This window comes from Amycolatopsis sp. NPDC051128 (assembly GCF_040682715.1).
GTDB lineage: Bacteria > Actinomycetota > Actinomycetes > Mycobacteriales > Pseudonocardiaceae > Amycolatopsis.
In genome coordinates this window covers 1-12,227 of sequence record NZ_JBFBBN010000024.1, presented here as the reverse complement: position 1 = coordinate 12,227, position 12,227 = coordinate 1, and the positions used below count along the sequence as shown (strand labels likewise).

Sequence of the window (12,227 nt, the reverse complement as noted above, 5' to 3'; positions counted from 1 at the left end):
CGCGATGAGGGAAATGTCTCGCGGGCCGTCTTCGCGGTGGGAGCATGGCGGGCATGTTCGAAGAGAAGCGGGTGCCCGACCGGCAGGTCCGGGCCAGGCAGACCGAGACGACCGTCCGGGTCTACCAGACCTGTTCGCCCGCCATCGCCGACGCCGCGCTCGAGAAGCAGACGTTCGAGCGAGGCGGGACGGCGTGGCTCGTGCCTTCGTTCCGCTGCGCGGCCCACCGCAGCGGCAGCGGGAGCAAGCCGGGGCACGAGCGCGTCCTGGCCGTCGACATCACCCGTGACGGCTTCGAGTGGGCCCTCGCCAACGCCGGGCCGGTGCTCGTCGAGTGGGACCCCGAACGAGACCTCGATCACTCGGCGCTGAACTTCCGCGCCATCCGGATCGGGCTGAGCGGCGAGGCCGTCGACCGCTACGTCGACGAGTGGATCACCGCGATCACCGACGTCACGCCGGTCGTCCGGGACATCGCCGGCCTCCTGGCCACCGACCAGCTCCACAAGGCGGTCAAGCTCGTCCCCCACGAGCCGCCGTACCCGCTGCCGGCCGAGCTCGCCGACGCCATCGACGCGACGGCTTAGGGCAGCGCACGGCCGAAGACCCCGAGAACCCTGTACCGGGTACAGCGCTTAAGGTTCCCTTAGCACATCTTGATCGTGTCAGTGACCGATCCCTTAGTGCGCCAGGCCTCACACAGACCGGTTCCATCACATCACGGTCACCGAGGGGGTTAGCCTGGTAGACGCATCAGCGGATTCATGATCGAGATCGAGACGGATAGAGGCGAGCCCAAGCCGTGTCCAGCAGCAGCCCTGCGTCACAGTTCGGCCCCAACGAGTGGCTGGTCGAAGAGATGTACGACCAGTTCCTCGCAGACCCTTCCTCAGTCGATGCCGCATGGCACGACTTCTTCGCGGACTTCAAGCCGACGCAGAACGCGCAGGCCAAGGCGGACACCGCCCGGCAGCAGCAGGCCGACGTCAAGCCCGCCGCCAACGGGCAGGCCAGCCAGCCGTCGCCGAAGGCGGTGCGGAACGCGGACTCGGCGGCCAAGCAGTCGGCCCCCTCGCCGACCGCCAAGCCGGCCCCCGCGAAGGCAGCCCCGGCGAAGACGGCCCCCAAGCCGGCCGCGAAGGCCGAGCCGAAGGCCGACGCGAAGCCGCAGGCCAAGGAAGAGCCGGAGTCGAAGCAGCTGCGAGGCGCCGCGGCGGCCATCGCGAAGAACATGGACGCCTCGCTGAGCGTCCCCACCGCGACCAGCGTGCGCGCGGTCCCGGCGAAGCTGATGGCGGACAACCGCATCGTCATCAACAACCACCTCAAGCGCACCCGCGGCGGCAAGATCTCCTTCACGCACCTCATCGGTTACGCCATGGTGCGGGCGCTGAAGAGCTTCCCGAACATGAACCGGCACTACCAGCTGATCGACGGGAAGCCGTTCGCGGTCACGCCGGACCACGTCAACTTCGGGCTCGCGATCGACATGAAGGGCAAGGACGGCTCCCGCACGCTCGTCGTGGCCTCGATCAAGGGCTGCGAGGACATGTCGTTCCTGCAGTTCTGGCAGGCCTACGAGGAGATCGTCAAGAAGGCCCGCAACAACAAGCTGACCGCGGACGACTTCTCCGGCACCACCATCTCGCTGACCAACCCGGGCGGCATCGGCACCAACCACTCGGTGCCGCGGCTGCAGGCCGGCCAGGGCGCGATCATCGGCGTCGGCGCCATGCAATACCCGGCGGCCTTCGAGGGCACCAGCGAGAAGACGCTGGTCGACCTCGGCATCAGCAAGATCATGACGCTGACCTCGACCTACGACCACCGCATCATCCAGGGCGCGGAGTCCGGCGAGTTCCTCAAGCGCATCCACCAGCTGCTGCTCGGCGAAGACGGCTTCTACGACGACGTCTTCACCAGCCTGCGCCTGCCGTACGAGCCGATCCGCTGGGTCGCCGACATCCCGGACGGCCCGGTCGACAAGACCGCCCGCGTCATCGAGCTGATCGACGCGTTCCGGATGCGCGGCCACCTGATGGCCGACACCGACCCGCTGAACTACCGCCAGCGCAGCCACGCCGACCTGGACGTCCTGTCCCACGGTCTCACCCTCTGGGACCTCGACCGCGAGTTCCCGGTCGGCGGCTTCGCCGGCCAGGAGCGGATGAAGCTGCGCGACATCCTGGGCGTGCTGCGCAACTCGTACTGCCGCACGGTCGGCATCGAGTACACCCACATCCTCGACCCCGAGGAGCGCCGCTGGATCCAGGAGCGCGTCGAGATCCCGCACGAGAAGCCGGACCCCGCGGTCCAGAAGTACGTGCTCTCGAAGCTGAACGCCGCCGAGGCGTTCGAGACGTTCCTGCAGACCAAGTACGTCGGCCAGAAGCGGTTCTCGCTCGAAGGCGGCGAGACGGCGATCCCCCTGCTCGACACGCTGCTGGACAAGGCCGCCGAGCACGAGCTCGACGAGGTCGTCATCGGCATGCCGCACCGCGGCCGGCTGAACGTGCTGGCCAACATCGTCGGCAAGCCGATCTCGCAGATCTTCCAGGAGTTCGAGGGCAACCTCGACCCGGGCCAGGCACACGGCTCCGGCGACGTGAAGTACCACCTCGGCGCCGAGGGCAAGTACTTCCGGATGTTCGGCGACGGCGAGACGAAGGTGTCGCTGACGGCGAACCCGTCGCACCTGGAGACCGTGGACCCGGTGCTCGAAGGCATCGTCCGCGCGAAGCAGGACCTGCTGGACAAGGGCGGCGAGGGCTACACCGTGCTGCCGGTCCTGATGCACGGCGACGCGGCCTTCGCGGGCCAGGGCGTCGTCGCGGAGACGCTGAACCTGGCGCTGCTGCGCGGGTACCGCACCGGCGGCACCGTGCACGTCATCGTCAACAACCAGGTCGGCTTCACGACCGCGCCGGAGCACTCGCGCTCCAGCCAGTACGCCACCGACGTCGCGAAGATGATCGGCTCGCCGATCTTCCACGTGAACGGCGACGACCCGGAGGCCGCGCACTGGGTGGCCAAGCTGGCCGTCGAGTACCGGCAGGCGTTCCACAAGGACGTCGTCATCGACCTGATCTGCTACCGCCGCCGCGGCCACAACGAGGGCGACGACCCGTCGATGACGCAGCCGGCGATGTACGACATCATCGACACGAAGCGCTCGGTGCGGAAGACCTACACCGAGTCGCTGATCGGCCGTGGTGACATCTCCGTCGAGGAGGCCGAGGCCGCGCTGCGCGACTTCTCGAGCCAGCTGGAGCACGTCTTCAACGAGGTCCGCGAGCTGGAGAAGCACCCGGCGAAGGCCAGCCCCTCCGTCGAGGAGGAGCAGCAGGTCCCGGCCAAGGTGAAGACGTCGGTCGACCGCGCGGTCATCGAGCACATCGGCAACGCGTTCGTCGAGGTCCCCGAGGGCTTCACACCGCACCCGCGCGTCAAGCCGGTGATGGAGCGGCGGCACAAGATGTCGCGCGAAGGCGACATCGACTGGGCCTTCGGCGAGCTGCTGGCGTTCGGTTCGCTGGCGATGGAGGGTCGGCTGGTCCGGCTGTCCGGCCAGGACTCGCGGCGTGGCACGTTCACCCAGCGGCACTCGGTGTTCATCGACCGCAAGACCGGCCAGGAGTACGCGCCGCTGCAGAACCTGGCCGACGGCCAGGGCCGGGTGATGATCTACGACTCGGCGCTGTCGGAGTACGCGGCCGTCGGCTTCGAGTACGGCTACTCGGTGGCGAACTCCGAGGCGCTGGTGATGTGGGAAGCGCAGTTCGGTGACTTCGTCAACGGCGCGCAGACCGTCATCGACGAGTACATCTCCTCGGGCGAGGCCAAGTGGGGCCAGCGCTCGGACGTCGTGCTGCTGCTGCCGCACGGCCACGAGGGCCAGGGTCCGGACCACACCTCCGGCCGCATCGAGCGGTTCCTCTCGCTGTGCGCGGAGGGCTCGATGACGGTGGCGGTGCCGTCCACCCCGGCGAACTACTTCCACCTGCTGCGCCGCCATGCCCTCGACGGCATCCAGCGGCCGCTGGTCGTCTTCACGCCGAAGTCGATGCTGCGCAACAAGGCCGCGACGTCGGCGGTCGAGGACTTCACCGACCAGAGCCGGTTCATGTCCGTCATCGACGACACGACGCCGGACCCGTCGAAGATCCGCAAGGTGCTGCTGACTTCCGGGAAGCTGTACTGGGAGCTGATCGCGGAGCGGACGAAGCGCGAGGCGTACGACGTCGCGATCGTGCGGATCGAGCAGTACTACCCGCTGCCCAAGAAGAAGCTGGTGGCGGCGCTGGAGCGCTACAGCAACGCGACGCAGGTCGCGTGGGTCCAGGAGGAGCCGGAGAACCAGGGCGCGTGGCCGTTCTTCGGCCTGAACCTGCCGCGGAAGTTCCCGGAGCTGCTGTCGGGCCTGCAGGTCGTGTCGCGCCGTCCGATGGCGGCGCCGTCGGCCGGCTCGTCGAAGGTGCACGAGGTGGAGCAGAAGGCGCTGATCTCGAAGGCGTTCGACTGACCGCTTGACCACGACGAAGGCCTCCTCCCGGTCCGCCGGCGAGGAGGCCTTCGTCGTGGTAGGCCCGGAACTGTCGGTGCCCGCCGGTACCGTGGCAACCGGGGGGCGCAGCCCAAACCGATTGCCATCCGCCGCCGGTTCACGGCAAGGTGGCGATCATGCTGATCCGCCGGGAAGCACCCGCCGACCGCAGCGCGATCCACGCCGTCCACAGCGCGGCGTTCCGGCGCGAGGAAGGCGTGCTCCCCGTCGAGGCGCCACTCGTGGACGAGCTCCGCACCGAAGGCGACCTGATCGGCACGCTGTCGCTCGTCGCGGTCCGCGAAGGTGCGGTCGTGGGGCACGTGTGCTGCAGCCGGGCCCGCCTCGGCGACGACACGACGGCCGCGGTCGGGCTCGGCCCGCTCGGCGTGCTGCCCGCGCACCAGGCGGCCGGCGTCGGCTCGGCGTTGATGCACGCGGTCGTCGGCGCGGCGGACGCGCTGGGGTACGGCCTGGTCGTCCTGCTCGGCGAGCCGGCCTACTACTCGCGGTTCGGGTTCGGCACGGCGTCGGACCTGTCGATCACCGCCCCGGACCCGCAGTGGGGCCGGTATTTCCAGGCGCGGCCCCTCTCCGCGTACGAACCCACCCAGGCGGGCGCCTTCCAGTGCGCGCCCGCGTTCTCCCGGATCTGAACAGGAGCCGCGCGTGTACACACCGACCTCGTCCGTGGGTGTCCGCATCAACCGCGAGCAGCCGCCGTCGAAGCTGATCGACCTGGCCCGGCAGGCCGAGGACGCGGGGCTCGACGAGCTCTGGCTGGTCGAGGACTGTTTCTGGGCGGCCGGGATCGCCACGGTCGCGACGGCGCTGGCGGCGACGTCGACGATCAAGGTGGGCATCGGCGTGCTGCCGGCGGTCGCGCGCAACCCGGCGATCGCGGCGATGGAGATCGCGGCGCTCGCCGAGCTGCACCCGGACCGGCTGATCGCCGGGTTCGGGCACGGGGTGCCGTCGTGGATGCGGCAGATCGGGGCCTACCCGGCGTCACCGCTGGCGGCGCTGGAGGAGACGCTGGTGGCGGTCCGCCGGCTGCTGGCGGGCGAGCGGGTCTCGGTGACGGGCAAGCACGTCAATCTGGACGAGGTCGAGCTGGTCTTCCCGCCGTCGACGCCGCCCCCGCTGGTGGCGGGCGTCCGTCGGCCGAAGTCCCTGGCGATCGCGGGCTCTTCCGCCGACGGGACGATCCTGGCCGAGCCGTCACCGCCGGAGTACGTGCGGACGGCGTTGGCGGGCATCGCGCCGGGGCGTTCCGCGGAGGGCGCACCGCCGCACCACGCCCTGGTGACGTACAACTGGCTCGCGCTGGGCGACCGCGAACGGGCGCGCCTGACGGTGGCGGATTCACTGACGCCGGGAGCACGGGTGCAGGTGGAAGACCTCCCCTTCGCCGCCGAGCTTTTGGAACTGGTGGATTCGGCGTCCACAGTGGACGAGCTGGCGGCGGGCCTGCGCCCGGAGTGGATCGACCGCCTGGCCATCTGCGGCGACCTGGACGACTGCGTGGCCGCGGTCCGCGCACTCCACGAGGCGGGGAGTGGTTCGGTGGTCCTGCTGCCGCTGCCGGAGGAGCCCCCGGAGCGAGGCATCGAGGACGCGGGCCGCGTCGCGGCGGCCCTGCGCGGCTGAGGTTTCAGCCAAGGCCTTCGATGATGCGGAAGTCGCGCTCGAAGCCGTCGGGGAGTACGGCCAGCGCCTCCTGGTAGGCCGCGCTCTCGTATGCGGCGACCGCCTGTTCGAAGCTGTCGAACTCGATCAGGACGACGCGCTCGGCGATTCCGGCTTCGTGGGCGACGACCCGGCTGCCGCCGCGGGCGAGCGTCCGCCCGCCTGCGGCCTTGACGGCCGGACCGGCCAGTCCGTTGTAGACAGCAAGCCCCTCAGGGTCGGTGATGGTGGGGTAGACGCTGACCCAGTAGCCCTTGGGCATGGAACCTCCAGTGTGGGGATGAGCGCATCCAACTTACGGGTTGGTCTCGGGTGAGCGTCGGCGGGCGAGGGCGAGGCTTGTCAGCGTCGTGATCGCCATGGCGCCGATGCCGACCAGCGCCGCGGTGGTGTAGGCGCTGTCGTCGGGGAAGAGGCGGCCCGTGGCGGTGCCGGCGGCCAGGACCAGACCGCCGATGGCGCTGCCCAGGGAGTACCCGACGCTGCGGACGACGTAGTTGAAGCTCATGGCGCTCGACGTCTCGCTCTTCGGGGTGACGGCCAGGATGACGCCGGGCATGGCGGCCGAGAAGCTGCCGACGCCGAAGCCCAGCACGCCCATGGCCGCGAGCAGTTCGGCCAGGTTGGACCGGGCGGTGGCGAACAGGACGAACCCGCCGCCGACGACGGCGGCGCTGCCGGCCAGGAGCAGGGGGCCGTTGACCCGCATCCGGACCCGCGGCGTGAGCTTGCCGGCGACGAACCCCAGCACGGAGAACGGGATGAGGACCAGCCCCGCGACGAAGGTGGTCAGTCCGAAGCCGTAGCCGGCGCTGTGCGGCGTCTGCGCGTAGCGGGTGATGAGCGTGAGCAGGAGGTACATGCCGCTCCCGCCGACGAACATGGCGATGTTCGCCCCGGCGACCGCCGGGTGCCGTACCGCCCGGACGTCGACCAGGGGCGTCTTGGCTCGCAGTTCGGCAACGGTCCAGACGCCGAGCAGGAGTACGGCGACGACGGCAAGGGTCACCGCCACGGCGAGGTGCCGGCTCCACAGGCTCCTCTCGCCGGCCAGGAACAGGACGAGAAGCAGTCCACCCGCCAGGACGAGCGCACCGGCCACGTTCACGTGCGCGGAGCGGCCTTCGGGAGCCGCGGGTATGGAGCGCCACGCGATCACGAAGGCGATGGCGGTGACGAGCAGGCCGAGGCCGTAGGCGGCCCGCAGTCCGCCGAACTCCGCGAGCAGCGCGGCCAGCGGGTAGCCGACGCCGGCTCCGATGATGGAGACCACTGAGATGAGGGCGATCGTGGCCGCGCCGCGCTCCTCGGGAAGATGGTCGCGGGCCACGCCCATCATCAGCGCCGTGAGACCGAGTCCGACGCCTTGGGCCGCTCGGCCCACGAGCAGCCAGGCGAACGGCAGCGGCAGCACGGTGAGCGCGCTGCCGACGACGACGATCGCGAGCGTGGCGAGAATCGTGGCCCGCCGGTGCGGACCGGCTCCGAGCCGGCCGAGGACGGGGGTGGCGACGGCGCCGCTGAGCAGGGCGACGGTCAGCGTCCACTGCGCGCTGTCGAGGGAGACGTGGGACGTGGTCGCCACGCTGGTGATGAGCGGCGTCCCGAGGCTGGCGACCGCCGCCACGACCAGGGCGACGAACATCAGGGCGGGAACCAGCAACCGTGCCTCGGCACGTATCAGCTGGTCACGATCCTGGGCCGCGGTCACCGGGCGTGGCTTTCGAGCTCCGTCAGATGCAGCAGCGCCGGAAGGGCCGCCGCCAAGGCCTCGACCTCGTCACCGGTGAGTTCGTCGATCAACCGCGCGTACGCGTCGACGCCCGCCTGGCGTCGCGTCCGGACGTACGACGCGCCGGCCTCGGTCAGGCACACCAGCGTGACCCGCTTGTCGGACGGATCCCCCTTCCGCTCGACCAGCCCGGCTTCCTCCATCACCCGGACCAGGACGGTCATCGCGGGCTGGGTGACGCCCTCGGCCACCGCCAGATCGGTGATCCGTCGCGGGCCGGTCTTGTCCAGGGTGGCCAAGGTGGCGGCGGACGTCAGGCTCATGTCGCGGGGAAGGCGTCTCACGGCCCTGGTGGCCAGACCGTAGAGGGCTGCCCCGATGGCATCGGAAGCGACGTGCGCGGCGTGTCGGCGACTCACGCCTGAAGCATAGCAGATTTATATGAATCCTTTATGCAACTCCCGATCAGGGTCCACCGTCGCGGGCGGCATGGCGCCCACGCGGCGAAAAGGAGTTCGTGACCCGCTCACGACGTGTCAGGATCGGCCGATGCCGGTCGACCCTCACCTCCTGCTGGCCTTCGTCGTCACCACGATCATCGCCATGGTGACGCCCGGCCCGGACATGCTCTTCGTCCTCGGCTGTGGCATGCGCGGCGGACCGAAGGCCGGGCTGCTCGCCACCGCCGGGGTCGCCACCAGCGAGGCCATCCACGTCGCCGTGGCCGCGGCCGGGCTTGCCGCACTCTTCGCCGCCGTCCCCGTCGCCTTCGTCGTCGTGAAGACCGTGGGCGCCGCCTACCTCGTCTACCTGGGCGTTCAGGCGATCCGGAACCGCGATTCGCTCCCTGGGGAGACCGACGGCAAAGTCAACCGCGCCTACCTCTCCGGCCTGCTGACCAACCTGCTCAACCCGAAGATGGTCACCTTCACCATCGCGTTCCTCCCCCAGTTCATCGACCCCGCGCTCGGCCGCGTCTGGCTGCAGTTCGCCATCCTCGGCGCGGTGATGATCGTGTTCGAGTTCCTCGTCGACGGCGCCGTCGGCGTCCTCGCCGGCCGCATCGGCAGGTGGGTGCGCCGGAAGAAGAACCAGCGCCGGATCGAGGTGGCCACCGGCGGCATCTTCATCGGCCTCGGGGTGAAGCTGGCCCTCGACTAGGACTTCAGGTTGTTGCGGGCGATACCGCAACAGGTTCCCGCTGTAGTCCGGGACGACCGAGAGCGACTTGTCCTGCAGCGCTCCAAAATGGCCAGTCCGTCGAACAGGAACCGCCCCAGGCCACCGAGTCCGACGTACGCGGCCACCGCGGCGGTCACCACCAGTTGAAGCACGGCGTTGCGGATGCCGCGTCCGACGAACAGTCCCAAGGGGACGGCGATGACCAACGCGATCACCAGCGCCAGCAGCGTGTAGCCCAGGCGCTCCAGCAGCCGCTGCGGCACGCCGTCCGGGCCGGACCAGTGCGCCGGGTCACCGAACCAGCGGCGTCAGTTCGCGCTGCTCAGGTACATTCCGAGCTCCTCGAAGAAGGTCATGACGCCTGGGGGGTCGCCTCGATCACATCCAAAACTTGCCTCGCGACCACGGCGCCGAGCACGCGGTGCTCCTCGTCGACGACCACCCCGAGACTGGCGGGCGACGACAGCGCGGCGTCGAGCGCGCCCCGGATCGGCGTCCCCCGCACCCACAGCGATCCGCCGGCCACGAGGTCGTCCCCGGCGAGCGGACCGTCCACTGTGGAGTCCGGCGGCAGCCAGCCGCGGGGCTGCTTCTCCGTGTTGACCGCGAGCCGCCACCGGTCGCTCGGGACCACCGAAGCGCCGATCTCGACCAGCTCGAGGTCCTTGATCTCGACGCCGTCGGCGGAGAGGAACGACAGGCCGCGGTAGCCGCGGTCCCGGCCGACGAACGAGGCGACGAAGTCGTCCACCGGGTGCCGCAGCACATCGGCGGGCGTGCCGTACTGGGCGAGCTTGCCGCCGACCCGCATCACCGCGACCTTGTCGCCGAGCCGGACGGCTTCGTCGATGTCGTGCGTGACGAACACGATGGTCTTGCCCAGCTGCGACTGCAGCCGCAGCAGCTCGTCCTGCAGGCCTTCACGCACCACCGGGTCGACCGCGGAGAACGGCTCGTCCATCAGCAGCACCGGCGAGTCCGCGGCGAGCGCGCGGGCGACGCCGACGCGTTGCTGCTGGCCGCCCGAAAGCTGGGCCGGGTACCGCTTGCCGAGCTCGACCGGCAGGCCGATGGTCTCGAGCAGCTCGGCCGCCCGCTTGCGCGCCTTCGCCTTGTCCCAGCCGGACAGCAGGGGCACCGTGGCGATGTTGTCCAGCACCGTCCTATGTGGAAAGAGGCCGGCGTGCTGAATGACGTAGCCGATGCCGCGGCGCAGCAGCGCCGGGTCGCCCTCGGCGACGTCCTTGCCGTCCAGCAGCACCTGGCCGCCGGTCGGCTCGACCATCCGGTTGATCATCCGCAGCGACGTCGTCTTGCCGCAGCCCGACGGGCCGACGAACACGGTGATCGTGCCGTCTTCGACCGTCAGGCTCAGCTTGTCGACGGCGACCGTCCCATCCGGATATTGCTTGGTCACGTCGCGGAATTCGATGGTCACTGCCACTCCCCATGTCCCGGTGCGTTCGACCGTAGCCGAGTTGGCGGCGGTTGGCACGGCGTTCCGAAAGGTGGCGATGCGGCGGGCGACGGCTGAACAAGCCTCACTAGGCTCGGAACCCGTGACCGCACTCGACGACGTCCTCGCCGCGCACGGCGTCGGCGTCCGCCCGTTGTACCGCGTCATCGACCTGCTCCGCACCGGCGACCACGATCTCGGTGAGCTGGTGCGGCTGAGCACGGCGCCGCGGCGCAGCGTGGAGGCCGTCCTCGCGGCGCTGGGCGACGACCTCGACCGCAGCGGCGACCGGCTGCGGATCTCCCCCGGCGTCGCCGCGTCGTACCTGCGGTACAGCGTGCCCCGCTACGCCGACCCGCTCGACGAAGCCGTGGCCACGCACGAGCTGCTGCCGAAGGTCGCCGAGTGGGTGGCGGAGGTGCCGCCGCCGCTCGCCGCGCTCGACCACGTGCAGGCGACGCCGCAGACCGTGCTGCGCCGCGCCCTGTGGCTGGACGCGCAGTACGACCTCGCCTCGGCGCGGGTGCTGTTCCTGGGTGACCACGACCTGACGTCGCTGGCGGTGCGGGCGGTCTGCCCGTCGGCGTCGCTCACGGTCCTCGACCTCGACGAGCGTGTGCTGGCCCATCTCGACGAACGCGGCGGGCGCGAAATCCGGACCGTGCACGCGGACCTGCGCGTCGGTCTGCCGCCCGCGTTGGGGAGTGCCTTCGACCTGGTGTTCAGCGATCCGCCGTACACGCCGGAAGGCATGGGCCTGTTCGCGGCGCGCGGGGTGCAGTCGCTGCGGGAGCCGAGCGAGGGGCGGCTGCTGTTCGCGTACGGCTACAGCCCGCGGCACCCGGCGCTGGGCGCGCAGGTGCAGCGGTCGCTGGCCACGCTCGGGCTGACGTTCGAGGCCATCCTGCCGGGCTTCAACCGGTACTTCGGCGCGCAGGCGATCGGCAGCGCGGCCGACCTCTACGTCTGCCAGCCGACGGCGAAGGCGAAGAAAGTGCGCGGCGGCAAGGCGATCTACACGCACGGGCCGCAGTCGGTGGAGTCGGCGGGGACGAAACCCGCGCTGCTGGAGAAGCTGAAGGAGATCGCGGTTTCGGGCGGGCTCTCGCTGGAGACGCGGCCGGTGGACTGGTCGATCTCGGGCCCGGAGGGCGACGCGGTCGCGATGGACCTCTCGGCCGACCCCGGCCCGTGGCTGCTGCGGACCCTGCTGGGCACGAACGCGCGACGGCTGGCGCTGCTGGTGCCGAACGCGCACCCGGACCTGGCGGACGAACGTTCGCAGACGGCGCTTTCGGCGCTGGTCCGCGGCAAGTACGCGCTGAGGTACCTGCGGAGCAGCCCGGACAACCGGCACGCGGTGGTGGTCGCGGACGCGGTGGAACACCAGGACGAAGTCCTGACCCGCGCCCACGCCCGGCTGGCGAACGTCTCCCTCGACGTCCCGGAGGACCTGCGCGACCTGCGACTGGTCGACGTCCCCCGCCACCGCCTCACCGACCTGCTGGACTGAAAGCGCCCCAATGTGGCGTTGGTTGCGTCCAGCGCACCCAATGTGGCGTTCGGTGCGTTGCACGACATGGACGGCGGCAACGCCACCTGGATCCCGGCGGCGACGATGGCTT

The 12,227-nt window shown here is 70.4% G+C and carries 10 protein-coding genes and 1 pseudogene; 6 read left to right on the top strand and 5 right to left on the bottom strand.

The window, feature by feature from the left end:
- Positions 1–53 precede the first annotated feature (53 nt).
- From AB0M82_RS23705 to AB0M82_RS23690, 4 genes are all read left to right on the top strand, one after another.
- On the top strand, positions 54–587 hold the full coding sequence (locus AB0M82_RS23705; protein ID WP_364725531.1) for a DUF4291 family protein: 534 nt from the start codon (positions 54–56) through the stop codon (positions 585–587).
- Between the two features lie 215 nt (positions 588–802).
- Positions 803–4,522, top strand: a complete 3,720-nt coding sequence (locus AB0M82_RS23700) for a multifunctional oxoglutarate decarboxylase/oxoglutarate dehydrogenase thiamine pyrophosphate-binding subunit/dihydrolipoyllysine-residue succinyltransferase subunit (RefSeq protein ID WP_364725528.1) — start codon at positions 803–805, stop codon at positions 4,520–4,522.
- A gap of 158 nt (positions 4,523–4,680) precedes the next feature.
- A complete protein-coding gene (locus AB0M82_RS23695) occupies positions 4,681–5,199 on the top strand; it encodes an N-acetyltransferase (RefSeq protein WP_364725525.1) in 519 nt (172 codons plus the stop codon).
- Positions 5,200–5,212: 13 nt separating this feature from the next.
- Positions 5,213–6,193, top strand: a complete 981-nt coding sequence (locus tag AB0M82_RS23690; protein WP_364725523.1) for an LLM class flavin-dependent oxidoreductase — start codon at positions 5,213–5,215, stop codon at positions 6,191–6,193.
- Positions 6,194–6,197: 4 nt separating this feature from the next.
- Here the strand turns inward: AB0M82_RS23690 and AB0M82_RS23685 are convergent, their stop codons facing one another.
- The 3 genes from AB0M82_RS23685 to AB0M82_RS23675 are packed head-to-tail and all read right to left on the bottom strand — an operon-like array spanning position 6,198 to position 8,383.
- Complete coding sequence (locus AB0M82_RS23685; RefSeq protein ID WP_364725519.1) at positions 6,198–6,494, bottom strand: DUF1330 domain-containing protein; 297 nt, start codon at positions 6,492–6,494, stop codon at positions 6,198–6,200.
- Positions 6,495–6,527: 33 nt separating this feature from the next.
- A complete protein-coding gene (locus AB0M82_RS23680; RefSeq protein WP_364725516.1) occupies positions 6,528–7,943 on the bottom strand; it encodes an MFS transporter in 1,416 nt (471 codons plus the stop codon).
- A complete protein-coding gene (locus AB0M82_RS23675; protein WP_364725514.1) occupies positions 7,940–8,383 on the bottom strand; it encodes a MarR family transcriptional regulator in 444 nt (147 codons plus the stop codon). The genes AB0M82_RS23680 and AB0M82_RS23675 overlap by 4 nt, the downstream gene beginning before the upstream one ends.
- A gap of 130 nt (positions 8,384–8,513) precedes the next feature.
- Here AB0M82_RS23675 and AB0M82_RS23670 point away from each other — a divergent pair, with 130 nt between their 5' ends.
- Positions 8,514–9,125 carry a LysE family translocator gene (locus AB0M82_RS23670; protein ID WP_364725511.1) on the top strand — a complete coding sequence of 204 codons (612 nt, stop codon included), beginning with the start codon at positions 8,514–8,516 and terminating at the stop codon, positions 9,123–9,125.
- 80 nt (positions 9,126–9,205) lie between these two features.
- Here the strand turns inward: AB0M82_RS23670 and AB0M82_RS23665 are convergent.
- Together AB0M82_RS23665 and AB0M82_RS23660 are read right to left on the bottom strand one after the other, a co-directional pair.
- A pseudogene (locus AB0M82_RS23665) lies at positions 9,206–9,409 on the bottom strand (hypothetical protein); the annotation flags it as partial.
- An 89-nt stretch (positions 9,410–9,498) separates the two neighbouring features.
- Positions 9,499–10,584 (bottom strand): ATP-binding cassette domain-containing protein, encoded by a 1,086-nt coding sequence (locus AB0M82_RS23660; RefSeq protein ID WP_364725508.1) that lies wholly within the window; start codon positions 10,582–10,584, stop codon positions 9,499–9,501.
- A 121-nt stretch (positions 10,585–10,705) separates the two neighbouring features.
- On the opposite strand from AB0M82_RS23660, the gene AB0M82_RS23655 reads away from it, so the two are divergent.
- Positions 10,706–12,115 carry a bis-aminopropyl spermidine synthase family protein gene (locus AB0M82_RS23655; RefSeq protein WP_364725506.1) on the top strand — a complete coding sequence of 470 codons (1,410 nt, stop codon included), beginning with the start codon at positions 10,706–10,708 and terminating at the stop codon, positions 12,113–12,115.
- The last annotated feature ends 112 nt before the right edge of the window (positions 12,116–12,227 follow it).

What these genes read in the sequence shown, in the direction of transcription:
- AB0M82_RS23705 (WP_364725531.1), top strand. Translation starts at nt 54, where the DNA reads ATGTTCGAAGAGAAGCGGGTGCCCGACCGGCAGGTCCGGGCCAGGCAG.
- AB0M82_RS23695 (WP_364725525.1), top strand. Translation starts at nt 4,681, where the DNA reads ATGCTGATCCGCCGGGAAGCACCCGCCGACCGCAGCGCGATCCACGCC.
- AB0M82_RS23685 (WP_364725519.1), bottom strand. Translation starts at nt 6,494, where the DNA reads ATGCCCAAGGGCTACTGGGTCAGCGTCTACCCCACCATCACCGACCCT.
- AB0M82_RS23670 (WP_364725511.1), top strand. Translation starts at nt 8,514, where the DNA reads ATGCCGGTCGACCCTCACCTCCTGCTGGCCTTCGTCGTCACCACGATC.